At 70.6% G+C, this 23,705-nt stretch carries 22 protein-coding genes, 4 tRNA genes and 2 pseudogenes; 9 read left to right on the top strand and 19 right to left on the bottom strand.

The annotated features are described in order from the left end of the window. Nucleotides 1–43 precede the first annotated feature (43 nt). The 4 genes from rplK to NLX86_RS17590 form a co-directional block, all read right to left on the bottom strand. Entirely contained in the window at nt 44–478 is a 435-nt protein-coding gene (gene rplK / locus NLX86_RS17605; protein ID WP_254372665.1) for a 50S ribosomal protein L11, read from the bottom strand. Nucleotides 479–645: 167 nt separating this feature from the next. Then, nucleotides 646–1,557 (bottom strand): transcription termination/antitermination protein NusG, encoded by a 912-nt coding sequence (nusG, locus tag NLX86_RS17600; RefSeq protein ID WP_254372664.1) that lies wholly within the window; start codon nt 1,555–1,557, stop codon nt 646–648. 82 nt (nt 1,558–1,639) lie between these two features. Continuing rightward, nucleotides 1,640–1,927 carry a preprotein translocase subunit SecE gene (gene secE / locus NLX86_RS17595; RefSeq protein ID WP_254372663.1) on the bottom strand — a complete coding sequence of 96 codons (288 nt, stop codon included), beginning with the start codon at nt 1,925–1,927 and terminating at the stop codon, nt 1,640–1,642. Between the two features lie 108 nt (nt 1,928–2,035). Further along, nucleotides 2,036–2,108 (bottom strand) — tRNA-Trp (locus tag NLX86_RS17590). Nucleotides 2,109–2,300: 192 nt separating this feature from the next. Here NLX86_RS17590 and NLX86_RS17585 point away from each other — a divergent pair. The 3 genes and pseudogenes from NLX86_RS17585 to NLX86_RS17575 form a co-directional block, all read left to right on the top strand. Continuing rightward, the gene (locus tag NLX86_RS17585; RefSeq protein ID WP_254372662.1) at nt 2,301–3,527 is read left to right on the top strand and encodes a pyridoxal phosphate-dependent aminotransferase; all 1,227 of its coding nucleotides are present in this window, start codon (nt 2,301–2,303) and stop codon (nt 3,525–3,527) included. A 330-nt stretch (nt 3,528–3,857) separates the two neighbouring features. Beyond that, nucleotides 3,858–4,886 (top strand): adenosine deaminase, encoded by a 1,029-nt coding sequence (locus tag NLX86_RS17580; protein WP_254372661.1) that lies wholly within the window; start codon nt 3,858–3,860, stop codon nt 4,884–4,886. Between the two features lie 168 nt (nt 4,887–5,054). Beyond that, nucleotides 5,055–5,156 (top strand): annotated as a pseudogene (locus tag NLX86_RS17575) (epimerase); the annotation flags it as partial. 21 nt (nt 5,157–5,177) lie between these two features. On the opposite strand, the gene NLX86_RS17570 reads toward NLX86_RS17575, so the two are convergent. From NLX86_RS17570 to NLX86_RS17540, 7 genes and pseudogenes are all read right to left on the bottom strand, one after another. After that, nucleotides 5,178–6,335, bottom strand: coding sequence for a UDP-N-acetylmuramate dehydrogenase (locus tag NLX86_RS17570; protein WP_254372660.1), 1,158 nt, complete (start codon nt 6,333–6,335; stop codon nt 5,178–5,180). Between the two features lie 171 nt (nt 6,336–6,506). After that, nucleotides 6,507–6,781: pseudogene (locus NLX86_RS35080) on the bottom strand (MFS transporter); the annotation flags it as partial. Nucleotides 6,782–6,832: 51 nt separating this feature from the next. Beyond that, the gene (locus NLX86_RS17560) at nt 6,833–7,261 is read right to left on the bottom strand and encodes a MaoC family dehydratase (RefSeq protein ID WP_254372659.1); all 429 of its coding nucleotides are present in this window, start codon (nt 7,259–7,261) and stop codon (nt 6,833–6,835) included. 5 nt (nt 7,262–7,266) lie between these two features. Next, the gene (locus NLX86_RS17555; protein WP_254372658.1) at nt 7,267–7,719 is read right to left on the bottom strand and encodes a MaoC family dehydratase N-terminal domain-containing protein; all 453 of its coding nucleotides are present in this window, start codon (nt 7,717–7,719) and stop codon (nt 7,267–7,269) included. A 158-nt stretch (nt 7,720–7,877) separates the two neighbouring features. Beyond that, nucleotides 7,878–8,042 (bottom strand): 50S ribosomal protein L33, encoded by a 165-nt coding sequence (rpmG, locus tag NLX86_RS17550; protein WP_006604855.1) that lies wholly within the window; start codon nt 8,040–8,042, stop codon nt 7,878–7,880. 86 nt (nt 8,043–8,128) lie between these two features. Then, nucleotides 8,129–8,201, bottom strand: a tRNA-Met gene (locus tag NLX86_RS17545). Nucleotides 8,202–8,249: 48 nt separating this feature from the next. After that, nucleotides 8,250–8,322: transfer RNA gene (locus NLX86_RS17540), tRNA-Thr, on the bottom strand. Between the two features lie 250 nt (nt 8,323–8,572). Between NLX86_RS17540 and NLX86_RS17535 the strand changes: the two genes are divergently transcribed. The 4 genes from NLX86_RS17535 (at nt 8,573) to NLX86_RS17520 (ending at nt 13,313) form a co-directional block, all read left to right on the top strand. Continuing rightward, a complete protein-coding gene (locus tag NLX86_RS17535; protein WP_254372657.1) occupies nt 8,573–9,820 on the top strand; it encodes an amidohydrolase family protein in 1,248 nt (415 codons plus the stop codon). Between the two features lie 93 nt (nt 9,821–9,913). Then, on the top strand, nt 9,914–10,570 hold the full coding sequence (locus NLX86_RS17530; protein ID WP_254372656.1) for an SDR family oxidoreductase: 657 nt from the start codon (nt 9,914–9,916) through the stop codon (nt 10,568–10,570). A 218-nt stretch (nt 10,571–10,788) separates the two neighbouring features. Continuing rightward, a complete protein-coding gene (locus NLX86_RS17525) occupies nt 10,789–12,426 on the top strand; it encodes a serine hydrolase (RefSeq protein ID WP_254372655.1) in 1,638 nt (545 codons plus the stop codon). Between the two features lie 665 nt (nt 12,427–13,091). Then, nucleotides 13,092–13,313 carry a hypothetical protein gene (locus NLX86_RS17520; RefSeq protein WP_254372654.1) on the top strand — a complete coding sequence of 74 codons (222 nt, stop codon included), beginning with the start codon at nt 13,092–13,094 and terminating at the stop codon, nt 13,311–13,313. Between the two features lie 111 nt (nt 13,314–13,424). Here the strand turns inward: NLX86_RS17520 and NLX86_RS17515 are convergent. Then, nucleotides 13,425–13,506 (bottom strand) — tRNA-Tyr (locus NLX86_RS17515). A 193-nt stretch (nt 13,507–13,699) separates the two neighbouring features. Between NLX86_RS17515 and NLX86_RS17510 the strand changes: the two genes are divergently transcribed. Further along, a complete protein-coding gene (locus NLX86_RS17510; protein WP_254372653.1) occupies nt 13,700–14,188 on the top strand; it encodes a YajQ family cyclic di-GMP-binding protein in 489 nt (162 codons plus the stop codon). 52 nt (nt 14,189–14,240) lie between these two features. On the opposite strand, the gene NLX86_RS17505 is transcribed toward NLX86_RS17510, so the two are convergent. Together NLX86_RS17505 and NLX86_RS17500 are read right to left on the bottom strand one after the other, a co-directional pair. Next, on the bottom strand, nt 14,241–17,438 hold the full coding sequence (locus NLX86_RS17505) for an AAA family ATPase (protein ID WP_254372652.1): 3,198 nt from the start codon (nt 17,436–17,438) through the stop codon (nt 14,241–14,243). Between the two features lie 277 nt (nt 17,439–17,715). Further along, a complete protein-coding gene (locus NLX86_RS17500) occupies nt 17,716–19,410 on the bottom strand; it encodes a S8 family serine peptidase (protein ID WP_254372780.1) in 1,695 nt (564 codons plus the stop codon). Between the two features lie 633 nt (nt 19,411–20,043). On the opposite strand from NLX86_RS17500, the gene NLX86_RS17495 reads away from it, so the two are divergent. Then, complete coding sequence (locus NLX86_RS17495) at nt 20,044–21,291, top strand: APC family permease (protein ID WP_254372651.1); 1,248 nt, start codon at nt 20,044–20,046, stop codon at nt 21,289–21,291. Here NLX86_RS17495 and NLX86_RS34455 read toward each other — a convergent pair. The 5 genes from NLX86_RS34455 to htpX all read right to left on the bottom strand — a co-directional run bounded on the left by NLX86_RS34455 (nt 21,272) and on the right by htpX (nt 23,696). Continuing rightward, the gene (locus tag NLX86_RS34455; protein WP_308409608.1) at nt 21,272–21,625 is read right to left on the bottom strand and encodes a barstar family protein; all 354 of its coding nucleotides are present in this window, start codon (nt 21,623–21,625) and stop codon (nt 21,272–21,274) included. The genes NLX86_RS17495 and NLX86_RS34455 overlap by 20 nt on opposite strands. After that, nucleotides 21,622–21,924 (bottom strand): hypothetical protein, encoded by a 303-nt coding sequence (locus tag NLX86_RS34740; RefSeq protein WP_254372649.1) that lies wholly within the window; start codon nt 21,922–21,924, stop codon nt 21,622–21,624. Before NLX86_RS34740 ends, NLX86_RS34455 begins: the two co-directional genes overlap by 4 nt. A 388-nt stretch (nt 21,925–22,312) precedes the next feature. Next, complete coding sequence (locus NLX86_RS34450) at nt 22,313–22,447, bottom strand: hypothetical protein (protein WP_302061455.1); 135 nt, start codon at nt 22,445–22,447, stop codon at nt 22,313–22,315. Beyond that, nucleotides 22,444–22,836 (bottom strand): YccF domain-containing protein, encoded by a 393-nt coding sequence (locus tag NLX86_RS17480; RefSeq protein WP_254372648.1) that lies wholly within the window; start codon nt 22,834–22,836, stop codon nt 22,444–22,446. The genes NLX86_RS34450 and NLX86_RS17480 overlap by 4 nt, the downstream gene beginning before the upstream one ends. After that, nucleotides 22,833–23,696 (bottom strand): zinc metalloprotease HtpX, encoded by an 864-nt coding sequence (gene htpX / locus NLX86_RS17475; RefSeq protein WP_254372647.1) that lies wholly within the window; start codon nt 23,694–23,696, stop codon nt 22,833–22,835. Before htpX ends, NLX86_RS17480 begins: the two co-directional genes overlap by 4 nt. Between the last annotated feature and the right edge of the window lie 9 nt (nt 23,697–23,705).

Here is a 23,705-nt window from a genome sequence, read left to right as displayed (position 1 = left end):
CCAGCGCTTGGTCCTACCACTGAGGGTGAACGGAGGGGCTGAATCAGCCTTCGACCGTGATGCCCATGGAACGGGCGGTGCCGGCGATGATCTTCGACGCGGCGTCGAGGTCGTTGGCGTTCAGGTCGGGCAGCTTGACCGTGGCGATCTCGCGGACCTGGTCGCCGGTGAGCTTGGCAACCTTCGTCTTGTGCGGCTCGCCCGAGCCCTTGTCCACACCCGCGGCCTTGAGGATCAGCTTGGCGGCCGGCGGAGTCTTGGTGATGAAGGTGAAGGAACGGTCCTCGTAGACCGTGATCTCCACCGGCACGACCATGCCACGCTGCGACTCGGTCGCGGCGTTGTAGGCCTTGCAGAACTCCATGATGTTGACGCCGTGCTGGCCGAGCGCGGGGCCGACCGGCGGGGCCGGGTTCGCCGCACCGGCGTTGATCTGGAGCTTGATAAGCCCCGTGACCTTCTTCTTCTTGGGAGGCATTGCTCTCTCCGGGTCCTAGTGAGAGTTTTCAGCCGGCCATCCGGTCATCCGGATGGAGGCATACCGCACCACGATAACGGGTATCAGCGCGGGGCTAAAAACCGAGCAGGTCAGAGCGGCTGCGAGAGCCGTTCTGACCTGGTCGGAGGCTTATGTTCCAGAGGGAACTAGTTCTTCTGGATCTGGTCGAAGCTGAGCTCGACCGGGGTCTCGCGGCCGAAGATCTCGACGAGGCCCTTGACCTTCTTCGAGTCGGCGTTGATCTCGTTGATGGTCGCCTGCAGTGTCGCGAACGGGCCGTCGGTGACGGTGACCGAGTCGCCGACCTCGAAGTCCAGTACCTGGACCTCCATCTTGCGGGACGGAGCCGGCAGTCCGGCCTCCTCCGCGGCGGCCTTGGCGGCCTTCTCCTCGGCCTCCGGCGCGAGCATCTTGACGATCTCGTCCAGAGTCAGCGGGTACGGGTCGTACGCGTTGCCCACGAAGCCGGTCACGCCGGGGGTGTTGCGGACAACGCCCCATGACTCGTTGGTGAGGTCCATGCGGACCAGGACGTAGCCGGGAAGCTTGTTCTGGCGGACGTTCTTGCGCTCGCCGTTCTTGATCTGGACGATCTCTTCCTCGGGCACTTCGGCCTGGTAGATGAACTCCTCGACGTTCAGCGAGACGGCACGCTGCTCCAGGTTGGCCTTCACGCGCTTCTCGTACCCGGCGTACGTGTGGATGACGTACCACTCGCCGGGGAGCAGGCGGAGTTCCTGGCGGAGGGCCTCGACCGGGTCGACGGGCTCGGCCGGCTCGGACTCCTCGGTGGCCTCTTCCTCAGCCTCTTCGGCGTCGGCGGCGGCCTCGGCGGCCTCGGCATCGGCGGCCTCGACGTCGTCAGTGCCCTCGTCGGTCTCGTCGGCGTCGTCCGCCGCCTCGACGTGCAGTGCGGCCTCCTCGGCCGGCTCGCCCGCAGCGGCGTCGGCAGCCTCGGCCTGGTCGGGACCGTCGGCGTCCGCCGCCTCGACGATGTCGAGCTCGTCCTCGACGGACTCGACCGACTCGGAGGCGTCGTTCAGGTTCGGGTCAGACACGTGGCTGCTTCTTCCTGGCTACATATGGGTGGAACATGCGAAAGGGGCGGCAGACCTATCAAGGCGCCGCCCTCCGCGTCGATCAGCCGAAGACGTACTTGATGGCTTCCTGGAATCCATAGTCAATCACGGTCACAAGACCGATCATGATGACAACGAAGACAATCACCACAGTGGTGTACGTGGTCAGCTGGTTGCGCGTCGGCCAGACAACCTTGCGAAGCTCCGCGACGATCTGGCGGTAGAAGAGCGCGAGACGGCCGATGGGGCCCTTCTTTCCGCGCTTTCCGCCCTTCCGAGCCTTCTTCTTCGACTCGGGCGTCTCGTCCTCGGCGTCAGGCATGTCGATGGAGCCAAGGGCGTCCGTCACGTCTCTCACCTGAATCCGGGTCGTGGCCGTGCCGCGCCCGGTTGAGCCGCACGGCGGTGCATTGAAGTACGTACATGCGCGCACACATCCTGGCGAAGGAGTGTGTAGCAGGGCCGGAGGGACTTGAACCCCCAACCGCTGGTTTTGGAGACCAGTGCTCTACCAATTGAGCTACGACCCTTTGTGGTTCCCCAACCTACCGCATCCGACCGGGTGCACGGAGTGCATGAAAAGCCCGGGAGCGAAGGCGGCCGGTGAAGGCCAACGACAGGTGAGTGTACGTGCTTCGGGACGCGGCGTCGAACAGAAAGCTCCTGTCCGGTCCCTGAAACCAGTGTGCCCGGGTGCTGCGGGGTCTGGGACGATTGGTCGCATGACCTCTGCAACTCCTCCCACCGAGCGCCGGGTCTCCGCCCGTATCGGCGCGATCTCCGAGTCCGCGACCCTCGCAGTGGACGCCAAGGCCAAGGCCCTCAAGGCCGCCGGGCGCCCCGTGATCGGCTTCGGCGCCGGCGAGCCCGACTTCCCGACTCCCGACTACATCGTCGAGGCCGCGATCGTGGCCTGCCGCAACCCGAAGTACCACCGCTACACGCCGGCCGGAGGGCTCCCCGAGCTCAAGGCCGCCATCTCCGCGAAGACGCTGCGCGACTCCGGTTACGAGGTCGACCCCTCGCAGATCCTGGTCACCAACGGCGGCAAGCAGGCCATCTACGAAGCGTTCGCGGCGATCCTGGACCCGGGCGACGAGGTCATCGTCCCGGCGCCGTACTGGACGACCTACCCCGAGTCGATCCGCCTCGCGGGCGGTGTCCCGGTCGAGGTCGTCGCCGACGAGACCACCGGCTACCGGGTGTCCGTGGAGCAGCTGGAGGCGGCGCGTACGGAGAGGACCAAGGTGGTCCTCTTCGTCTCCCCGTCGAACCCGACCGGCGCGGTCTACACCGAGGCCGAGACCGAGGCGATCGGCCGCTGGGCCGTCGAGCACGGCCTGTGGGTACTGACGGACGAGATCTACGAGCACCTGGTGTACGGCGACGCGTCCGCCGTCTCCCTCCCGGCGGTCCTGCCCGAGCTGCGGGACAAGTGCATCGTGGTCAACGGTGTCGCGAAGACGTACGCGATGACCGGCTGGCGGGTGGGGTGGATCATCGGTCCGAAGGACGTGGTGAAGGCCGCGACCAACCTGCAGTCGCACGCCACGTCGAACGTCTCCAACGTCGCGCAGGTCGCGGCTGTGGCCGCGGTCTCCGGCGACCTGGACGCGGTCGCCGAGATGCGTTCCGCTTTCGACCGCCGCCGCAAGACGATCGTGCGGATGCTCAATGAGATCGACGGAGTCCTGTGCCCGGAGCCGCAGGGCGCCTTCTACGCGTACCCCTCGGTCAAGGCACTGCTCGGCAAGGAGATCCGCGGCAAGCGCCCGCAAAGCTCGGTCGAGCTGGCCGCGCTGATCCTGGACGAGGTCGAGGTGGCGGTCGTCCCGGGCGAGGCCTTCGGCACCCCGGGCTACCTGCGGCTTTCGTACGCGCTGGGCGACGAGGACCTGGTCGAGGGCGTCTCGCGAATCCAGAAGCTGCTGGCCGAGGGCCGCGACTGATCCGGCACCCCCGCAACGGGAAGGTCGGCACCTGGGCTACGGTGCCGACCTTCCCGTTTCTGCGTTCGGCCGTTGCTGCGTTCGAGCAGGGGCACGATCGGGGAATCAGGCTGCCGAACGGCTGGCGTGTGCGGCAGGATCACCCAGTGACTCCTCCACCCCGCGAACGGGGCGGCTTCTCACTTGGCTCCGTAGAGCCTCATGACGGCCAAGCCCTGACCGCTGCCCCAGGGCAGGGGCCAGAGCGTACTACGCCGCTTCGCGGCTCCGAGGGCAAATGATGCGATTCCCCCACCGGCCAAAGCGGGTGGCCCCTGGCCAGGAGGGCTGATGGAGCACGTACGCGATCTCACGCTTCTGCCGAAGGCCCACCTGCACCTGCACTTCACCGGGTCGATGCGCCCCACGACCCTGCTGGAGCTCGCCGACAAGTACGGCGTACACCTGCCCGACGCACTCACCGGCGGCGAGCCGCCCAAGCTGCGGGCCACCGACGAGCGGGGCTGGTTCCGTTTCCAACGGCTCTACGACATCGCCCGGTCCTGCCTGCGCTCGCCCGACGACATCCGCCGACTGGTGCGCGAGGCCGCCGAGGAGGACGTCCGGGACGGCGCCGGGTGGCTGGAGATCCAGGTCGACCCCACGTCGTACGCGCCGATGCTGGGCGGGCTGATCCCGGCCCTGGAAATCATCCTGGACGCGGTGCAGTCCGCCTCGCGGGAGACCGGCCTCGGGATGCGCGTACTGGTCGCGGCGAACCGGATGAAGCACCCGCTGGACGCGCGGACGCTGGCCCGGCTGGCGGTGCGGTACGCGGACCGCGGCATCGTCGGATTCGGCCTGTCCAACGACGAACGCCGGGGCATGGCGAGGGACTTCGACCGGGCCTTCGCGATCGCGCGGGAGGGCGGGCTGCTGGCGGCGCCGCACGGCGGTGAGCTGACCGGCCCCGCGTCGGTACGGGACTGCCTCGACGACCTGCACGCCTCGCGCATCGGGCACGGCGTGCGGGCGGCCGAGGACCCGCGGCTGCTGCGCAAGCTGGCCGAACGTGGGGTGACCTGCGAGGTGTGCCCGGCCTCGAATGTGGCGCTGGGTGTGTACGAGAAGCCCGAGGACGTGCCGCTGCGCACGCTGTTCGACGCGGGGGTGCCGATGGCGCTCGGCGCGGACGACCCGCTGCTGTTCGGCTCGCGGCTGGCCGCGCAGTACGAACTGGCCCGGCGGCACCACGGCTTCACGGACGCCGAGCTGGCCGAGCTCGCCCGGCAGTCCGTACGGGGCTCGGCGGCGCCGGAGGGCGTACAGGCGAAGCTGCTGGACGGGGTCGACGACTGGCTGGCCGGCCCGGCCGACTGAAGCGAGCCGACCAGCGCGGGCCGTCCCTTGACCACGCTCTTCTGGACGAGCGTCCGGGCCTGGGAGGCGGGCCGCAGCTGGTCCCGCTCCTTGGCGTCATCCTCGGCTTCACCCGGCTCAGGGTGCGGAGCGCCGTTCCTCGTCGTCAACGGAGATTCCGCGCAGGACCGCGGCGGCAACTCGATCGGCCGGGCCGACGTGGCGCACGCGATGCTGAGGATGACGGACGACCCGGCGACCCTGAAGCAGGCGGTGGGCGTCGCGTACTAGCGAGCCGGACGGCCCATCCGGCTAGAGCTGCACGCCGACCGTCACCGGCTCGTTGACGAGGGTGACGCCGAACGCCTCGCGCACTCCCGCCACGACCTCCCGGGCCAGGGCGAGGAGGTCCTCCGTCGTCGCCTCCCCCCGGTTGGTGAGGGCGAGGGTGTGCTTGGTCGAGATCCGGGCCGGGCCGGTGCCGTACCCCTTACTGAAGCCCGCCTTGTCGATCAGCCAGGCCGCGGACGTCTTCGTACGCCCGTCCCCCGCCGGGAACGCGGGCGGCGCGATGTCCGGGCCGAGCCGCTCATGCGTACGGGCCAGGAAGGACGCGTACTCCTCGGCCGTCAGGATCGGGTTGGTGAAGAACGACCCCGCCGACCAGGTGTCGTGGTCCTCCGGGTCCAGCACCATGCCCTTGCCGGCCCGCAGCCGCAGCACCGTCTCGCGGGCCGTGGCGGCGGCGACGCGCTCGCCCGCCTCGACGCCGAGGGCGCGGGCCGTCTCCGGGTACTTCAGGGGCGCCGAGAGACCCCCCGCGTCCTCCAGCAGAAAGCGGACGCGCAGCACGACAAAGCGTTCGGGGTCCTGCTTGAAGCGGCTGTGGCGGTACGAGAAGTCGCACTCGGCGCCCGCGAGGGTGACCGTCTCGTCGGCGCGGCGGTCGTATGCGACCACCTCGGTGATCGTGCTGGAGACTTCCTGCCCGTACGCGCCGACGTTCTGGATCGGGGTCGCTCCGGCCGAGCCGGGGATGCCGGCCAGGCACTCGATGCCCGCAAGGCCGGCCTCGACGGTGCGGGCGACGGCGTCGGCCCAGACCTCGCCGGCCGCCAGTTCGAGCTTCGTACCGTCGAGGTGGAAGCCCTGCGTCGCGATACGCAGCGCGGTGCCGTCGAATCCCTTGTCGCCGATCACCAGGTTGCTGCCGCCGCCGATGATCAGCAGCGGGGTGCCGCTCGCATCGGCCTCGCGGACGGCGGCGATCACCTCGGCGTCGGTCGTCGCGGTGATCAGCCGGGTGGCGGGGCCGCCCAGGCGGAAGGTGGTCAGCGGGGCGAGGGGGGCGTCGTGGAGTTCCTGCACGGGGACAAGAGTACGGTCCGCGGCTCCACCGCTCGGGCGGGGCCGCGGACCGTACGTACGGCGCACGGGGTCAGACCGCGACAGGCTCGCGGTCCGCCGCATCCTGCGCGTCCTGCACGCCCTCGGCCGCCATCTTCCGCGCCCGGCGGCGGCCGGGTATCAGCAGCGCGGTCAGGGCCGCGAGGGCCACGGCTGTCGCGCCGATCCAGAGCGCCGGGACGGTGCCGTCGGTGAAGGCCCGGCCGGACTCGTATCCACCCCGGGCGGCGAAGACAGACGCATGGGGAGCATCGGCCGCTTGGCGCGGATTCCGTGGTGGACAAACCCGCCGACGAGCGCGCTGCCGACGATGAGCCCGGTGAGGACGCAGGCGCTGGTCCAGCCCTCGGCGCGTTGACCAGGGCGTAGACGATGCCGAAGAGTCCGCCGCTGATGAGGATCGTGCCGGGGATGTCGAGGCGGGCGTCCGGGGCGTACGACTCCTTCAGCCGCAGCCGGGCGAGCGGCAGCAGGGCCAGGCCGACCGGGACGTTCAGCCAGAAGATCCACTCCGAAAGGGCGCCCGCCGAGACGGGCGCCCCTGCCTGCTTCGGACCGCCTCAGGCGAGCCGGACCACGGCGCGGGACATGCCCAGCACCTTCTGGCCGGCACTGGTCGCGGTCAGGTCGACCCGTACCAGGCTGTCGTCGAGCTTGGCGGCGACCTTGGCGCTCACCTCGATCAGCGCGCCCTTGTCGTCGTTCGGGACGACGACGGGCTTGGTGAACCGGACGCCGTACTCGACCACCGCGGCCGGGTCGCCCGCCCAGTCTGTGACCACGCGGATCGCCTCGGCCATGGTGAACATGCCGTGCGCGATGACGTCCGGCAGCCCGACCTCCTTGGCGAACTTCTCGTTCCAGTGGATCGGGTTGAAGTCACCGGAGGCGCCCGCGTACTGCACGAGCGTGGCGCGGCTCACCGGGAAGGACTGGGCCGGCAGTTCGGTGCCGACCTCGACCGCTTCGTACGCAACCTTCGCTGTCATGCGTGTCACTTCCCCTCGGCCGCGCGCGAGACGAGCTTCGTCCAGGCGGTCACCACGTGCTCACCGGACTCGTCGTGGACCTCGCCCCGGATGTCCACGATGTCGTTGCCCGCGAGGGACTTGATCCCCTCGATGGTCGAGGTGACCGACAGCCGGTCCCCCGCCCGGACCGGGCGCGTGTACGCGAACTTCTGGTCACCGTGCACCACGCGGCTGTAGTCCAGCCCCAGTTGCGGGTCGGCGACGACCTGGCCGGCAGCCTTGAACGTGATGGCGAACACAAAGGTCGGCGGCGCGATCACATCGGAGTGGCCGAGCGCCTTGGCGGCCTCCGGGTCGGTGTACGCCGGATTGGTGTCACCCACCGCTTCGGCGAACTCGCGGATCTTCTCCCGGCCGACCTCGTACGGATCGGTGGGCGGGTAGGACCGCCCGACGAAGGACTGATCGAGCGCCATGGCTCGTACCTCCTGCTGTGGTGAATGCCTGATGCGTGCGTGTTGCGTGTTGCGTGTTGCGTGGTGCGTGGTGCGCGACGCTGTGGAAACGACGCGAGGCCGCCCCCGGTGAAGGGGACGGCCTCGTGCCTGTGCCTGTGAGGAAAACAGCGCCAGTGTCAGCGCGTTTCGCGGTGCGCGGTGTGCGAGTTGCAGCGCGGGCAGTGCTTCTTCATCTCAAGACGGTCCGGGTCGTTACGCCGGTTCTTCTTGGTGATGTAGTTCCGCTCCTTGCACTCCACGCAGGCCAGCGTGATCTTCGGGCGGACGTCGGTGGCAGCCACGTGAGTGCTCCTTGACGGATATGGACGGATGAACGCAAGAAAGAGTAGCCGATCGGGAGACCGACCCCACAATCGGCTACTGCGTGTAGCGGTGACCGGACTTGAACCGGTGACACAGCGATTATGAGCCGCTTGCTCTACCGACTGAGCTACACCGCTTTGATGTGATCCGTTCCCCGCCCGAAAGCGGGGAACCTCTCACACCAGAGCCCCAATACGGAATCGAACCGTAGACCTTCTCCTTACCATGGAGACGCTCTACCGACTGAGCTATTGGGGCGAGCGATGAAGACATTACACGGTCGGCTGCCGATCGCCCAAATCCTTATCCAGGCACCCCTGCCGACCCTCTGCCCGGCCCTCCACTGCGCCCCCCACTGCGCCCTCCGCCAAGCCATCACAGGCGCCTCAGCAGCCGCCACGCACCACACCGGTACGACTATTGCGCTCCTCCGCCAAGGTGGCTGGCCAGCGCCCTAGGCTCGACTCACGCTGCGTGATCTTGCAGCCCGAGCCCCATCTGGAGCGCGATGCCCGACAGTCAGCCGCAGCCGCATCAGCCCCCCACGAACAGCGCGGCCGACAGTACGGCGCTGCTGCTCTGCGGCGCGCGGCTGACCGACGGCCGCACCGTGGACGTCCGCCTCAGCGGCGGGCGTATCGAGGCGGTCGGTACGTCCGGCAGCCTGGCCGGCCACGCCGCCCGCGTCGACCTGAGCGGCTACCTGCTGCTGCCGGCCCCCGCCGAGCCGCACTCCCACGGCGACACCGCGCTCAGCGCCGACGCCGAAGGCCCCCTCTCGTACGGGATCGAGGACGTCCAGCGGCGCACCACCGAGGCCGCGCTGCTCCAGCTCGGGCACGGCGCCACCGCGCTGCGCTCGCACGTACGCATCGGCGATGTGCAGGGGCTCGGGCCCATGCAGGCAGTGCTCCAGGCCCGCCGCTCGCTGCGCGGGCTCAGCGACCTCACGGCCGTCGCCGTGCCCCGGCTGCTCACCGGGGCGGCCGGGGCCGACGGGGTCGCGATGCTGCGCGACGCGGTGAAGATGGGCGCCTCGGTGGTGGGTGGCTGCCCGGACCTCGACCCCGATCCGACGGGGTACGCGCAGACGGTCCTGGAGGTCGCCGCCGAACACGGCTGTCCCGTAGACCTGCATACGGACGGTGACGATCCGGCCCGGCTCGCGCGCCTCGCGGCGATGGCCGGCGGGTTGCGGCCCGGCGTCACGATCGGCCCGTGCGGCGGGCTGTCCCGGCTCCCCCTGGACGTCGCCGGCCGCGCCGCCGACCAGCTCGCCGCGGCCGGCGTCACCGTGGTCTGCCTGCCGCAGGGCGACTGCGGCGCCCTTGAGCGGCGCGGACCGCGGACCGCTCCGGTGCGGCTGCTGCGGACGGCCGGGGTCAGGGTGGCCGCCGGCAGCGGTGCGCTGCGGGACGTCAGCAACCCGGTGGGTCGCGGTGACCCGCTGGAGGCCGCCTATCTGCTGGCCTCGCAGGGCGGGCTGCGGACGCAGGAGGCGTACGAGGCGATCAGCGCGGCGGCCCGGGACGCGCTGGGCCTGCCGGAGGTACGGGTGGAGGCGGGCTTCCCGGCCGAGCTGCTCGCGGTTCGGGGCGACCGGCTCGCGGGGGTGCTCTCCCTGGCGTACAGCAGGATCGTGATCCACCGGGGCCGGGTGGTGGCGCGGACCAGCGCGGTGCGCGAGTACTGCGACTCGGCCGCCGCGGTGGCACTCGACCTGCCGCGGCAGGGGCGTCCCGATCCGGGCCCGTGATCAGGGACCGCGATCCGTGAGCGTGATCAGGGATCAGGGACCGTGATCGGGGACCGTGAGCGAGGCCCGGTCGCGCGGCGTACGGTCGTAGACATGCGCATCGTCATCGCGGGTGGACATGGTCAGATCGCGCTGCGGCTGGAGCGGTTGCTCGCCGCGCGCGGGTACGAGGTCGCGGGCATCATCCGCAAGCGCGAGCAGGGCGACGACCTGCGGGAGGTGGGCGCCGAACCCGTACTCTGCGACCTGGAATCGGCCTCGCTGGAGCAGGTCGCGGCGGTACTCCAGGGGGCGGGCGCGGCGGTCTTCGCGGCAGGCGCGGGGCCCGGCAGCGGCGTCGAACGCAAGGACACGGTGGACCGCGGCGCGGCCGTGCTCTTCGCGGACGCGGCAGAGCGTGCGGGCGTACGGCGGTACATCGTCGTCTCGTCGATGGGCGCCGACGCCAAGCACCCGGGCGACGAGGTGTTCGACGCGTATCTGCGGGCCAAGGGCGAGGCCGACGAGTACGTGAAGACCCGGCTCGGCCTGGACTGGACGATCCTGCGGCCGGGCTCCCTGACGAACGACGCGGGCACCGGCCTGGTCCGCCTGGAGGCCGCCACCGGCCGAGGCCCGGTTTCGCGCGACGACGTGGCTGCGGTCCTCTCGGAGCTGATCGACACCCCGGCGACGGCCGGGCTGACCCTGGAACTGATCTCCGGATCGAAGCCTGTCGCCGTCGCGTTGAAGGACGTCGCGGGCAACTGAGCCCGGACCCAAGCGCGTTGATACGGCGCCCGGAAGTCGCCGCCGACGCCTGCGACTTGAGCGGTTGCGTCGGCGGGTCCATCCGCAATCGGCCAGTCCGGACAGCCTTGTCGGGTACGTGGGTACAGTCCTGTCGGCCCCTCGGCGTCGTCGCCTGCCGGACGGCCGGCGCGGCAGTTTCGGGCGACAACGGTCCGCATCGGGCGTTCAATGGCAGTATGCGCCCCGCGAAGCGCGTGCGTCACCGCACGAGTCGTACGCTCGCCGGATCGGGCCTGGTCGTCCTGCTTGCTGGGACGACCGCCCTGACCTCCGGTGCCGCTGCGCCGGGCCCCTCGCCGTCGCCTTCGCCGTCCGCTCCACAGGCGCCTCCTCCCCAGCCCCCGCCACAGCTCACCAGGGCGGAGGTGGATGCTGCTCTCGGCAAGCTCGACGGGGTCGTCGAGAGCGCGATGCGACGCACCGGCGTGCCCGGGACGGCCGTGGGCGTCGTGTACCAGGACCGGGTGGTCTACCTGAAGGGCTTCGGCGAGCGGAGGGTCGGCCAGTCGGCGGAAGTCGGGCCGGACACGGTCTTCCAGCTGGCGTCGCTCTCCAAGCCGCTCGCCTCCACCGTCGTCGCCGGGGCCGTTGGGGACAAAGTCGTCAGCTGGGACGAGCCAGTGGCCGGACATCTTCCCGGCTTCGCCCTCAAGGACCCCTGGGTGACGCGTCATGTGACCGTCGCGGATCTCTTCTCGCACCGCAGCGGCCTGCCCAACCACGCCGGGGATCTCCTGGAGGACCTCGGCTACGACCGTCCGTACATCCTGAGTCACCTGCGGTACGAGCCGCCGGCCCCGTTCCGCGCGAGCTACGCGTACACCAACTTCGGCCTCACCGCGGCCGCGGAAGCCGTCGCCCGCGCCAAGGGCGTCGGCTGGGAGAAGCTCAGCGAGGACACGCTGTACAAGCCGGCCGGGATGGATTCCACCAGCTCCCGCTTCGCCGACTACGAGCAGGCCCCGGACAAGGCCGTCACCCATGTGAAGTCTGACGACGGCAACTGGCGGGCGGCCTTCGTGCGTGATGCGGACGCGCAGGCTCCGGCCGGCGGTGTCAGCTCCACTGCCCGTGACATGACCCGGTGGCTGCGGTTGCAGCTGGCGAACGGGAAGATCGACAGTCGGCAGATCATCGACGCCGAGAGCCTGGAACGCACCCACTTGCCCGAGATCGTCTCCCAGCCGCCGGCGGCCCCGGCCGGCCGCGCCGGCTTCTACGGCTTGGGCTGGAACGTCAGTTACGACGACCACGGCAGACTCCGTCTCTCACACTCCGGCGCATTCGCACTCGGCGCCAACACCAATGTGACGCTGCTGCCCGGCGAGCAGCTGGGCATCGTCATCCTCACCAACGGCGAACCCGTCGGCATGGCCGACGCCGTCGCCCTCGACTTCTTCGACACCGCCCAGAACGGCAGACCCAGCGCCGACTGGCTGCCGCTGGTGGGCGGTATCTACGCGAAGGAGGAAGAGGAGGCCAAATCACCCACGGACTACGCCCATCCGCCCGCCGATGCCGAGCCCGCCCGCGCCGGCAGCGCGTACACCGGCACGTACGACAACGCCTACTACGGGAAAGCCGTGGTCACAGCGGGCGAGAACGGCAGGCTCACGCTGCAGCTCGGCCCGAAGGGGATGCGGTTCCCCCTCACGCACTACGACGGGGACACCTTCAGCTTCGCGACCAAGGGGGAGAACGCGGTCGGACTCACCGGCGTCACCTTCACCGTCGGAGGCCGGGACACGGCCGACAAGGTCCGCGTCGAATACCTCGACAAGAACGGCCTGGGAACCTTCACCCGCGGAGACTGACCAGCCCGCACACGAACGGCCCCTGATCCGCGTTTACGCAGATCAGGGGCATCCCACCACGCAGCAGCAGAGGATCCGCCTCTTCACGGCGCTTCCAGTCGGCGTCTCCACCACGGGTCGCGAGGCGAAGCAGACGGATCGTTGAGTGTGCGGGCGAGGAAGCGCTCATCGAGGGGCTTGAGCGCCTGGCGGAGCTCACGTGCCGAGCTCCGTGACAGGGCGCAGCACAGCTCCTCCAGAAGCGCGCGGTAGTCGTTGCCCGTAAAGGGGTCACAGCACTCACATCCGCCGCCCCCCGGCACGGCGTACATCACCCATGGCCCGGGCTTGCAGTCCGACTCCCGCCATCGCACCAGCGCTCGATGCGCATCACCGGACCAGTGCCGGCGCCGCTCGATCCGGGTAATCTCCGCAAGCGCCCTGGCGGAGAGCCCGGGTATCACCGCTCTGCTGTCCCACGACCGTGGCCTCTGTGGCAGATCCAGCCTGACCTGCGAGGGAGCCCTACGCGGCATAAGCCTTTCGTCTGTTGATCACGCCGACATGATGCCTCGCACCGCACTACTCGCCCATCCATTTTCCGCCTTTGACAGCCCACCGAGAGGGGAGGAGGGTTGAAATGGCCTGAAAGTCCGATTAGCGATAAGGGCTCGGAGGTGCACGAGATGCGCCGCAGGATCATTGCCGCAGTCTCAGCAGGGGCCGCAGGGCTCGCACTTGGTGTGATGCCGGCAACCGGGGCGTTCGCCTCGAGCGATACCAGGTCCGATTACGGTTGCTCCGACTGGAGGAGCTGGGACGACCGTCGCCACCATTGCGACGACCGCGACGACCACGACGACCGGAACCTCAACGACGTGGTGATCATCCTTGTCGCCTTGACGTAGTTCCGACGCACGCCACGTGACAGCAGCACTCATCCAGGCCCCTGGCGCAGCCCGCAAACGACAACGGCCCCTGATCCGCGTTTCCGCAGATCAGGGGCCGTTTCTCTCGCGTGGCGGCGCCAGGATTCGAACCTGGGTAGGCTAAGCCGACGGATTTACAGTCCGTTCCCATTGGCCACTCGGGCACACCGCCATGGGATGTCGCCTTCGCAGAACCGCCCTGGGGTGGTGCTCCGTGGCAACGACGTAAACGATACCCGATGCCCGGGGGTGCTTCGCCACCGGATTGATCAGCGCTCCGGGCGGGTGCGGTGGCTAGGCTTTGCAGTGCACTCACTCCATTGAGCCACTGAGCAACCGCACCCGATTTCAAGGAGCCACAGGACATGGCCGACTCCAGTTTCGACATCGTCTCGAAGGTCGAGCGGCAGGAGGTCGACAACGCCCTCAACCAGGCCGCCAAGGAGATCTCGCAGCGGTACGACTTCAAGAACGTCGGCGCCTCGATCGACTGGTCCGGCGAGAAGATTCTGATGCAGGCGAACTCGGAGGAGCGGGTCAAGGCGATCCTCGACGTCTTCGAGACCAAACTCATCAAGCGCGGGATCTCGCTGAAGGCGCTGGATGCGGGCGAGCCGCAGCTGTCGGGCAAGGAGTACAAGATCTTCGCTTCGATCGAGGAGGGGATCTCGCAGGACAACGCGAAGAAGGTCGCCAAGATCATCCGCGATGAGGGCCCGAAGGGCGTCAAGGCGCAGGTGCAGGGCGACGAGCTGCGGGTCAGCTCGAAGAGCCGGGACGACCTCCAGGCCGTCCAGGCGCTGCTGAAGGGCAAGGACCTGGACTTCGCGATCCAGTTCGTGAACTACCGCTGACGTCGGAGCCGGGGCGGCGGTACGGGATTGACGTGCCGCCGCCCCGGCTGCGTCAGACCGGGGCCTCGGCGCCGCTCTCCGCGCCTTGGCGCCCCGCCCACGAGCCCAGCGTGGTCGCCAGCTGGGCCCGCGAACGTACGTCCAGCTTCTGGTAGATGCGGGTCAGCCGGGCCTCGACGGTCTTGACGCTGAGGTACAGCTTTGCCGCGGCCTCCTGGTTGCTCGCGCCCTGGGCGACCAGCAGGGCGAGCCGCTGCTCGGCCTCGGTGAGGGCCGACAGGGCTCCGCCGTGTGCCGGGGCCGCCTCCACCCGGGACGGGGTTTCGGTGGCCAGTTGCAGCCAGGGTGCCGCGGCGGCCCGGTCGAAGATCGCGGCGGCGGAGTGCAGCGCGGCCTGGGCCGACGCCCTTCTGCGGCGGCGGCGTTCGACGCGGGCGAGCGCGACCAGGGCGCGGCCCTGCTCCAGCGGGAGGCCGGCCGCTTCGAAGCGTGCGGCCGTCTCGCTGAGCAGCCGGACGGCCTCGCCGGCCTCACCAGTGGCCGCGAGGTAGCGCGCGTACGCCCGGTCGTAGCCGATCAGCACCGAGGTGCGGCCCAGGCGTTCCGCCACCGGACGCACCTCGGCGAGCAGGGCCGCGGCCTCGTCCGGGGCGTCGTTGGCCAGCATCGCTTCGGCCAGTTCCTCGTGCCAGCGCAGCAGGGAGGGGTCGATGGTGCCCTGCGCCCGCTCGCCCTCCTGGACGCGGCGCAGGGTGTCCAGTGCGTTCGCGACGTCGCCTGTGATGAGCTGAACGCGCCCCAAGGCGTAGAGGTTCCGGGACAGGAAGACGTGGTCGCCCTCGTCCTCCGACGCCCGGGCGCCGCGCCGGGCGTAGCTCGCCGCGCGCATGAAGCTGCCGCCGGCGGTCTCGGCGAGGGCCACGGAATACCACGCGGGGCCCGGCGAGAGTCCGGCGTCGAGAGTCAGCGCGAGCGACCGGCCCGCGTGCGAGAGGGCCGCCGCGCAGTGGCCCTGGCGCGCCTCGACCTCGGCGAGGGTGCGCCGGATCTCGATGGCGTCCTCGACCGGGCCCCTGCGCTCGACGAGCGGGAGCAGGGCGTGCAGCTGGGTACGGGCTTCGGTGAGCCGGTCGTCGAAGAGTGCGTGCCGAGCGGTCAGGATCTGGGCGGAATTGTGGACTCCGAGCGGTCGCTCGGCCACTTCCAGGGCCCGCGCCTCGGCAAGGACCGGCTCGGCCTCCGGCGCGCCGAGGCAGCGGTCCATCCGGGCCCGTACGGTCAGGGCGTCGGCCGCGGTCCGCTGGTCCCCCACTGTGGCGGCGAGGAAGGCGGACTCGACGGCCGCGGCGCGTGACCGTACGGGGTCGCCGTCGGCCAGTACGTACTTCCACGCCAGGCGCAGGTGGACGGCCGCCTGCAGCGCGGTGTCGCCCGCGGCATCCTGCATGGCGTGTACGTACACCTCGTCGAGGTCGCAGAGCCCCTGCCCGGCGGTGTCCAGGACCGCGAGGCGGGCGCGTACCCGGTCGGCCGGGGAGTTGTCGCGGGCCAGGATCTCGGTAGCGGCGCGCAGCGCCAGGTCGGCGCGGGCGGCGCGGGCGGCTTCCCCGGCCGCGTCGACCAGCCTGGTGAGCCGCTCGGCGGCGAGGTGCACGGGGGTGGACTCGGCGGCAAGGAGGGCGAGTTCGGCGGCGAGCGCGCGGTGCCCGCGGCGGCGCGCGGCCTCGGCCGCGGCGGCGACCTCGGCGGCCAGCTCCTCGTCCGGGGCGTCGGCGGCCAGGGCCCGCTGGCGGGCCGCTTCGACGGGGTCGTCGGCGGCGCGGGCCAGGGCGGCGTGGGCGGCGCTGCGCTCCGCCCAGCAGGCGTCGTGGACGAGGGTGGAGGGCAGCACGCCGGCGGTGAAGGCGACCGTGCCGTCCTCCTTGAGGGAGATCAGGTTGGCCCGCTCGGCGGTGGACAGGTCGGCTTCGGCGTCGAGCCGGCCCGCGCGGCGGATCATCGAGACGGTGGGGCGGAGGGCGAGGGCGGCCACCAGGAGGGTGCCGCGGATGGCCGGCGGCGCGGCGGCGAGCATCTGCCGGGCGAGATCCCGAGCGCGCCCGGACAGCGGCAACGCCTCGGCGTGGTGCACGCGGGGATGCGCCTCGGCGAGCGAACGGCCCAAGGCGAGCGCGAGCCGGGGGTTGCCGCCGGCGGCCTGATGAATGCGCCCGGCCAGCCGCGAGGGCAACCGGTGGTGCACGAGCAGCTCGGCGACCTCGTCGGCGTGCAGGGGCGGCACGAGCAGAACGTCGGCATCGGCAGAACCCCAGAGCGGCTCGACGGGCTCGGATTCCCCACCGCGCGACGGGGCAGCTGAGCCGGACCGGCGGGCGGCCGAGGCGCCGGACACGTCGCCGTGCCCTGTGCCGGACGCGTCGCCGGGCTGGTCCGCGGCCGGGGTGCCCCGCCAGGTGCCGGACGCGTGGCCCGGCCGGTCCGCGGCCGGGGTGCCCCGCCAGGTGCCGGACGCGTCGCCGGGCACCACGTCGGGGCCGCAGGCCCGGGGGCCGGGCACAGGGTTGGCTTCCGCCGGCTCGCCGGGCCCGTCGACGGTTGCGACGCCGGGGCGGGGGGCGGGCCGGGTACTCGGATCGTCGTTCGGGTGGTCTGCGGTTCGGGCGTGGGGCCGCCGGTTGGCCGGGTCTCCGGCGGCTTTCGCAGCCGCCCGCGGGGCGGGGGCCAGGGGGGCCGTTGGCGGGGACTCGACCGCTATGACTCGCAGGGTCGGCGGAGCGAGTTGGAGGCCGAAGCGGAGGAGGTCCGCGCTGTCCGGGTCCAGGCGTTGTACGTCGTCGATGACGAGCAGCACCGGGCCCGTACTGGTCAGCGCCCGCAGGACCTGGGCGACCGCGAGCCGTAGGGCGATGGGGTCCCAGCCCCGGTCCGGCGTCGGCGCCTCCCGGCACAGCATGGCGACGGCGGCGCGTTGCGGCCCCGGCAGGCCCTCCACGGCGGTGGCGGGCACCGAGGCGAGGAGGGTGGCGGCCGCCGCGCCGGGCATGCAGCGGTCTGCTGTCTGCGGGGCGAGCCGGACGACCGTCTCGCCGCGGGACTCGGCGCGGGCGGCGGCAGCCATCGCGACCTCGGTCTTGCCCACGCCCACGGCGCCGGTGAGCAGCGCACGCCCGCGGGCGTGCAGCATTCCTTCGAGACGTACCAGCAGGTCGTCCCGTCCGACCGGCGTGTGAGGGTACGCCGTCGAGTCCACGTAACCACCACCACCCTTTGGTGTGCCCGCAGATCGCTTGCCCGCAGGTCGCTTGCCCGCAGGTCGCGTGCCCGCAGGCCGCTTGCCCGCAGGTCGCTTGCCCGCAAATCGCGTGCTTCGCGAGCAGAAGATACGAAGTCTTCGGGCAGAGTCCAGGCTTGTCCGGCATGCGGACGCGGCGGGCGACGGACGCGCAGCGGGGCCTGTCGGCATCCTTGCGCCGACAGGCCCCGTTGACCAGGGTTTTCACATGTGATCCGGTCCGATCGGAATCGGATCAGAAGGTGAGGCTCCAGGAGTCGATGTAGCCGGTGTCACCCGAGTACACGTCCCGGACCTGCAGCTTCCAGGTGCCGTTGGCGACCTCGCTGGAGGCGTCGACCGTGTACGTCGCGAGGACGTTGTCGGCGCTGTCCGAGCTGGCGGAGGCCTTCAGGTTGCGCACCGTGCCGTCCGGGGCGACCAGCTCGATGACCAGGTCCCCGCGCCACGTGTGCTTGATGTCCACGTCCACCTTGAGGGCGGCCGGCGCGTTGCCGGTGAGACCGGTGACGGCGATCGAGGAGCTGACGTTGGCACCGGTATCCGGAATGTTGACATTCGCGGCGTTGGTGAAGGTGGTGCCACCGGTGGTGCCGGTGACCGCGTCCACCGTCTTGGCGGCGTCGGCGATGCCGGCGCCGCAGCCACCGGTGCAGGTGCCCGGCAGCGGACGGGCATTGCTCTTGATCGCGGACTCGATCGTCGCCGGGGTCAGCGTGCTCTTGGCCGACTTCAGCAGCGCGGCGAGGCCGGCGATGTGCGGGGCGGCCATCGAGGTGCCCTGGTAGGGCTTGTAGTTCTCGGTGGACTGGGTGGTGGTGCCGGAGTTCAGCGTGGAGAGGATGCCGTTCTCGGGCGTGGTGACGGTGCCGGGCGTGTCCGTGCCGCGGCGGGTCTCACCACCCGGAGCGGCGACATCGATGATGGTGCCGTAGTTCGAGTAGAACGAGCGGTTGCCCTCACGGCTGGTGGACGCCACGTTGATGACGTTGGCGCAGTTGGCGGGCGTGAAGCCGGACGCGTTGGCGTTGCTGTTGCCGGCCGCCACGACGACCGTCGTACCGCGGTTCACCGCGCCGTTGATGGCGTTCTGGTAGACGCTCGGGCAGGTGGAACTCGCGCCACCCAGGCTCATGTTGATGACCTGGGCCGGGTTCGGGTTGGCCGGGATGCCCGGGACGGTTCCGCCGGACGCCCAGGTGATCGCGTCGGCGATGTCCGACGACGAGCCGCCGCACTTGCCGAGCACGCGGACGTGCTGGACCTCGGAGCCGTATGCGATGCCCGCAACGCCCTTGCTGTTGTGGGTCGTCGCGGCGATGGTGCCCGCGACGTGCGTACCGTGCCAGGACGAGTTGCTCGCCTTGGAGCCGGCGCCGCACTCGCCGTCGGTGGCGTTCCAGTCGCCCTCGTCATTGGGGTTGCTGTCGCGGCCGCCGCCGTCACGGGCGTCGGTGGCGCTGGAGATGAAGTCGTAACCGGAGACCGTGTTCGCGCTCAGGTCCGTGTGGGTGGCGGAACCGGTGTCGATGACCGCGACGGTCACTCCGGTGCCGGTGGTCTTGTCCCACGAGCCGGGTACGTTCATGCCGCCGGTGACCTCGAAGAGGTCCCACTGCTTGGCGTACTCGGTGTCGTTCGGGGTGACCGCCATCGCGTACGCGCGGATGTCGGGCTCGACGGTCGCGACCGAGGGGTCGGCGCGGAAGGCGTCCATGACCTCGGTGAGGTCCTGCTTGGACGCGTCGCCGCCGAGGTCGACGAGCGCCGAGCCGCCGGCGAGCCGGCGCTCGAACGACAGGCTCTCGCCGGTCTCCGTGCCCTTGGCCTTGGCGTCGCTCTTGGCGGCCGTGTTGGAAGTGGCCTCGGCCGTCTTGGACTTGTACGTGACGATGACCTTCTCGACCGGCGTGGTCGGCAGCTTGGTCATGGACTGCGAAGCCGGGACGGGCTTCGGCGAGGGGGTGGCCTGGGCGGCCAGTGCCACGGAGGACGTGGCAGCCACACCGACGAGCGTGGCACTCGCGGCCACGACGGATATCAGTCTTCGCCTGGAACCGTTCAAGGTGTTCCCTTTCAGGGTCTCCGGGGTTGCCGGAGCAGCTGACGGTGCGTTGCGCAGCGGAACGGCTGGGGAGCTGTGGTGGGGTGTGGGGATTAAGAGCCACAGCTCCCCGGGGCTGGGTTGCCCACTCGCCGCCGCCTACGCGACGGCCCCGGGTCAAGGGCCGCCACCGGATGAGCTCATGTAATTACATGCACCTGACAAGCGCGCTTCTCCTCGTCGCTGGGGAGCGTCGGGGAGGTGGGGCCGGGCCGGACAGGCAGCGAGAACAACCGGTGGGCAGACAGTAGGCAACGGCGAGATGAAGCCGATACAGGGAAAACCCTTGTTCGATCGGGGAAAACGCTTGCAAGCGGCTGGGGTCCGGATTCTTCAGCGGATCCCACAACTCCACCGATCGCCAAACAGGGGCACAGCAGGCCCAGTTGGACCGGACCAATGGTGGAACGCCAAGCTCCGGCCGGAGTGCCCGAACGGGAGATCAGTAGGCTGCGGCGCATGACACAGGAGCTGCGGCGGACACTGGGAGTGTCCGATGCGGTCGTGATCGGGCTCGGGTCGATGGTCGGGGCGGGAGTGTTCGCCGCGCTCGCGCCGGCCGCGCGGGCGGCCGGGTCGGCCCTGCCGGCCGGGCTGGCGCTGGCCGCCGTGGTCGCGTACTGCAACGCCATGGCGTCGGCCCGGCTGGCCGCCCGCTATCCGGCCTCCGGCGGGACGTACGTGTACGGACGCGAACGGCTCGGCGAGTTCTGGGGGTATCTGGCCGGCTGGGCCTTCGTGGTCGGGAAGACGGCCTCCTGCGCGGCGATGGCGCTGACGGTGGGGACGTACGCCTGGCCGGGGCAGGCGCATGCGGTGGCGGTCGCGGCGGTGGCGGCGCTGACCGCCGTGAACTACGGGGGCATTCAGAAGTCGGCCCTGCTGACGCGGGCGATCGTGGCCGTGGTGCCGGCCGTCCTGGCGATGGTCGTGGTCGTCTCGCTGGGGTCGGCCGCGGCGGACTTCGGGCGGCTGGGGCTGGGGCTGGGGCTGGGCTCGGCGGACTCCGGGGGCGTGGGCGGGGTGCTCCAGGCGGCCGGGCTGCTGTTCTTCGCCTTTGCCGGGTACGCGCGGATCGCCACGCTCGGCGAGGAGGTGCGGGATCCGGCGCGCACGATTCCGCGCGCGATCCCGCTCGCGCTCGGCATCGCGCTGGTGGTGTACGCCGCGGTGGCGGTGGCGGTCCTTTCCGTACTGGGGGCGGACGGGCTGGCGGACGCGACCGCTCCGCTCGCCGAAGCGGTACGGGCTGCGGGGGCGCCGGGGCTGGTTCCGGTCGTCCGGGCGGGGGCGGTGGTCGCCGCACTCGGTTCGCTGCTGGCGCTGATCCTCGGGGTGTCGCGGACGGCGCTGGCGATGGCGCGGGACGGCCATCTGCCGGGCGCGCTGGCCGCCGTACACCCGCGCCGTCAGGTGCCGCACCACGCCGAACTGGCGGTGGGTGCGGTCGTGTCGGTGGTCGCGGCCACGGCCGACGTGCGCGGGGCGATCGGCTTCTCGTCGTTCGGCGTACTGGCGTACTACGCGATCGCCAACGCCTCGGCCTGGACCCTCGGTTCGGGCCGGATCCTGGCCGTTGCCGGGCTCGTGGGGTGCGCGGTGCTGGCGTTCGCCCTGCCGGTCTCCTCGGTGGTGGCGGGGGCGGCGGTACTGGCGCTGGGGGCGGCGGTCTACGGGCTGCGGAGGATCAGGCGAGCACGATCTTGATCTTCTCCTCGGTGAAGAAGGCGAGGATCTCCTCGAAGGTCATCGAGCGGCGCGTCGACGGGGCCACGCCCAGGCAGCGGCGGGCGACCTCCGAGTCGTGCCAGACCAGAGTGAACGGCCACCGCACACCGAAGTTGCCGCACAGGCAGTCCGCGAGGGCGTCCAGGCCCCAGCCGAAGTATGTGCCGGGGCCGTTCATCGCCTCGCCGAGGGCGCAGTAGAAGCCGGGCTCGTCGGTCACGTACCGGCCGTCGAGGTGGTACGTACCGCCGGGCGGGGCGTCGGGCGTGCGGCGGTTGTCGCGGTTGCCGCGCGCGGCCTCCCGCCAGGCTATTCGGGTGGCCTCGTCGAACCGCGCCCAGAGGTTGGGCCCGGACGGGCGCCCGGTGAACCACAGTTCGTGGACCTGCCGGGCTGCTGTCCCCGGCCGGGGGGGGCGAAGGCGTGGACGTCCAGGGTGAGGTCGACCAGGCCGACGCCGAGGGCGGAGGGCTCCCAGGCGTCGACGTACAGGCAGGCCCATGACTCCTCTATGGCACGGCCCGTGCGGTCGAGCGCCCTCAGATAGACGCCGCCCAGATCGAACTCGTCGTTCGTTTCCAGCTCGGCGTTCGCGCAGCGCCCCTCCGGCACACAGCCGAGGAGTTCTTGACATCCTCGCCCCGGAGGCGGGGCGATTCCCTCCCTGGCGTCCGCGTGTTAGGGGCGCCTTGAGTCGGGTTCCTGGTTCCTCCCCACCATTGGTTGGGGCTGCGCACGTGCCGGGACAAGTCCCGGTCTTACCGGTGCTCCGCAGGCGTTTACTCACGCCGTTGCCGGCTTGAGGCCCCATGCCCTGGGGTGGGTGGTACGTGCCAGGCTGTGTCTGTCCTGGCGGTTCGGGGCTTCCGGCGCTTGCACTGTCCCTTCGCCCCGCACGACAGCTGACGCTACTACAAATGCGCAGTGCGCTCCGGCGCTTTGCGTCTCCTGGCCAAAGATGCGCTTCACCTCCGCCCTGAAGGACGGAGCGCCGCCCAAATCACCGGTAGCGCTCGCGGGCGGCAGGCTGCGGATCGACGAAGTAGTCCTCCGCCTCGCGGCAGAGGGCCAGGACTTCATATCCCGGGTCCTCGTCGGTCTCGCCCAGCAGCTGGTACCTGAACTGCGGGCTCACCGGGTGGCGAAGGGCTGGTCGGTCGGGACGATCTCGCGGCCCAGTGGCAGCAACGAGATCGGGATCATCTTGAAGTTCGCGATACCGAACGGGATGCCGATGATCGTGACGCACAGCGCGATGCCGGTGACGATGTGCCCCAGCGCCAGCCACCAGCCCGCCAGGATCAGCCACAGCACGTTGCCCACGAAGGACCCGGCGCCCGCGTCGCGGCGCTCGACCGTCGTGTAGCCGAACGGCCACAGCGCGTAGACGGCGATACGGAAGGCGGCGATGCCGAACGGGATGCCGATGATCGTGATGCAGAGGATCAGGCCCGCGAGGCAGTACGCCAGGAAGAGCCAGAGGCCGCTCAGGATCAGCCAGATGATGTTGAGGATTGTTTTCACGGGCGACGGCCTGCCATCTGCTCGAGCCGGGCGATGCGCTCGGCCATGGGCGGGTGGGTGGAGAACAGCTTGGACATGCCCTGACCGGGCCGGAACGGATTCGCGATCATCATGTGGCTCGCCGTTTCCAGCCGGGGCTCGGGCGGCAGCGGCAGCTGCTTCGTACCGGCGTCGAGCTTGCGCAGGGCGCTCGCCAGGGCCAGCGGGTCGCCGGTGAGCTGGGCGCCCGCGGCGTCCGCCTCGTACTCCCTGGAACGGCTGATGGCGAGCTGGATGACCGACGCGGCCAGCGGGCCCAGGAGCATGATCAGCAGCATGCCGAACAGACCGGGGCCCTCGTCGTCACTGGACCGGCCTATCGGGATCAGCCAGGCGAAGTTGACCAGGAACAGAATCACCGAAGCGAGCGCGCCGGCGACCGACGAGATCAGGATGTCGCGGTTGTAGACATGGCTCAGCTCATGGCCGATGACACCGCGCAGTTCGCGCTCGTTGAGGATGCGCAGGATGCCCTCGGTGCAGCAGACCGCGGCGTTGCGCGGATTTCGGCCGGTCGCGAAGGCGTTGGGCGCCTCGGTCGGCGAGATGTAGAGGCGGGGCATGGGCTGGCGCGCGGAGGTGGAGAGCTCACGCACTATGCGGTAGAGCTCGGGCGCCTCGAACTCGCTGACGGGGCGGGCCCGCATGGCGCGCAGCGCGAGCTTGTCGCTGTTCCAGTACGCGTACGCATTGGTGCCGAGCGCCACGCAGAGCGCGACGATCAGGCCCGTACGCCCGAAGAAACTGCCGATCAGGATGATGATCGCGGACAGTCCCCCGAGGAGTACGGCGGTCTTCAGCCCGTTGTGCCGGCGGTGCACGGTACGCCC

Source organism: Streptomyces sp. A3M-1-3 (assembly GCF_024213665.1).
Lineage (GTDB): Bacteria > Actinomycetota > Actinomycetes > Streptomycetales > Streptomycetaceae > Streptomyces.
This window is presented reverse-complemented; position numbering and strand designations above follow the sequence as displayed.

What these genes read in the sequence shown, in the direction of transcription:
- NLX86_RS17530 (WP_254372656.1), top strand. Translation starts at nt 9,914, where the DNA reads ATGCGCATCGTCATCGCGGGTGGACATGGTCAGATCGCGCTGCGGCTG.
- NLX86_RS17570 (WP_254372660.1), bottom strand. Translation starts at nt 6,335, where the DNA reads ATGCGGCGGACCGCGAGCCTGTCGCGGTCTGACCCCGTGCGCCGTACG.
- NLX86_RS17520 (WP_254372654.1), top strand. Translation starts at nt 13,092, where the DNA reads ATGCGCCGCAGGATCATTGCCGCAGTCTCAGCAGGGGCCGCAGGGCTC.
- NLX86_RS17555 (WP_254372658.1), bottom strand. Translation starts at nt 7,719, where the DNA reads ATGGCGCTCGATCAGTCCTTCGTCGGGCGGTCCTACCCGCCCACCGAT.
- NLX86_RS17535 (WP_254372657.1), top strand. Translation starts at nt 8,573, where the DNA reads ATGCCCGACAGTCAGCCGCAGCCGCATCAGCCCCCCACGAACAGCGCG.
- NLX86_RS17495 (WP_254372651.1), top strand. Translation starts at nt 20,044, where the DNA reads ATGACACAGGAGCTGCGGCGGACACTGGGAGTGTCCGATGCGGTCGTG.
- NLX86_RS17510 (WP_254372653.1), top strand. Translation starts at nt 13,700, where the DNA reads ATGGCCGACTCCAGTTTCGACATCGTCTCGAAGGTCGAGCGGCAGGAG.
- NLX86_RS17560 (WP_254372659.1), bottom strand. Translation starts at nt 7,261, where the DNA reads ATGACAGCGAAGGTTGCGTACGAAGCGGTCGAGGTCGGCACCGAACTG.
- NLX86_RS17580 (WP_254372661.1), top strand. Translation starts at nt 3,858, where the DNA reads ATGGAGCACGTACGCGATCTCACGCTTCTGCCGAAGGCCCACCTGCAC.
- NLX86_RS17585 (WP_254372662.1), top strand. Translation starts at nt 2,301, where the DNA reads ATGACCTCTGCAACTCCTCCCACCGAGCGCCGGGTCTCCGCCCGTATC.
- NLX86_RS17500 (WP_254372780.1), bottom strand. Translation starts at nt 19,410, where the DNA reads ATGACCAAGCTGCCGACCACGCCGGTCGAGAAGGTCATCGTCACGTAC.
- rplK (WP_254372665.1), bottom strand. Translation starts at nt 478, where the DNA reads ATGCCTCCCAAGAAGAAGAAGGTCACGGGGCTTATCAAGCTCCAGATC.
- NLX86_RS17525 (WP_254372655.1), top strand. Translation starts at nt 10,789, where the DNA reads ATGCGCCCCGCGAAGCGCGTGCGTCACCGCACGAGTCGTACGCTCGCC.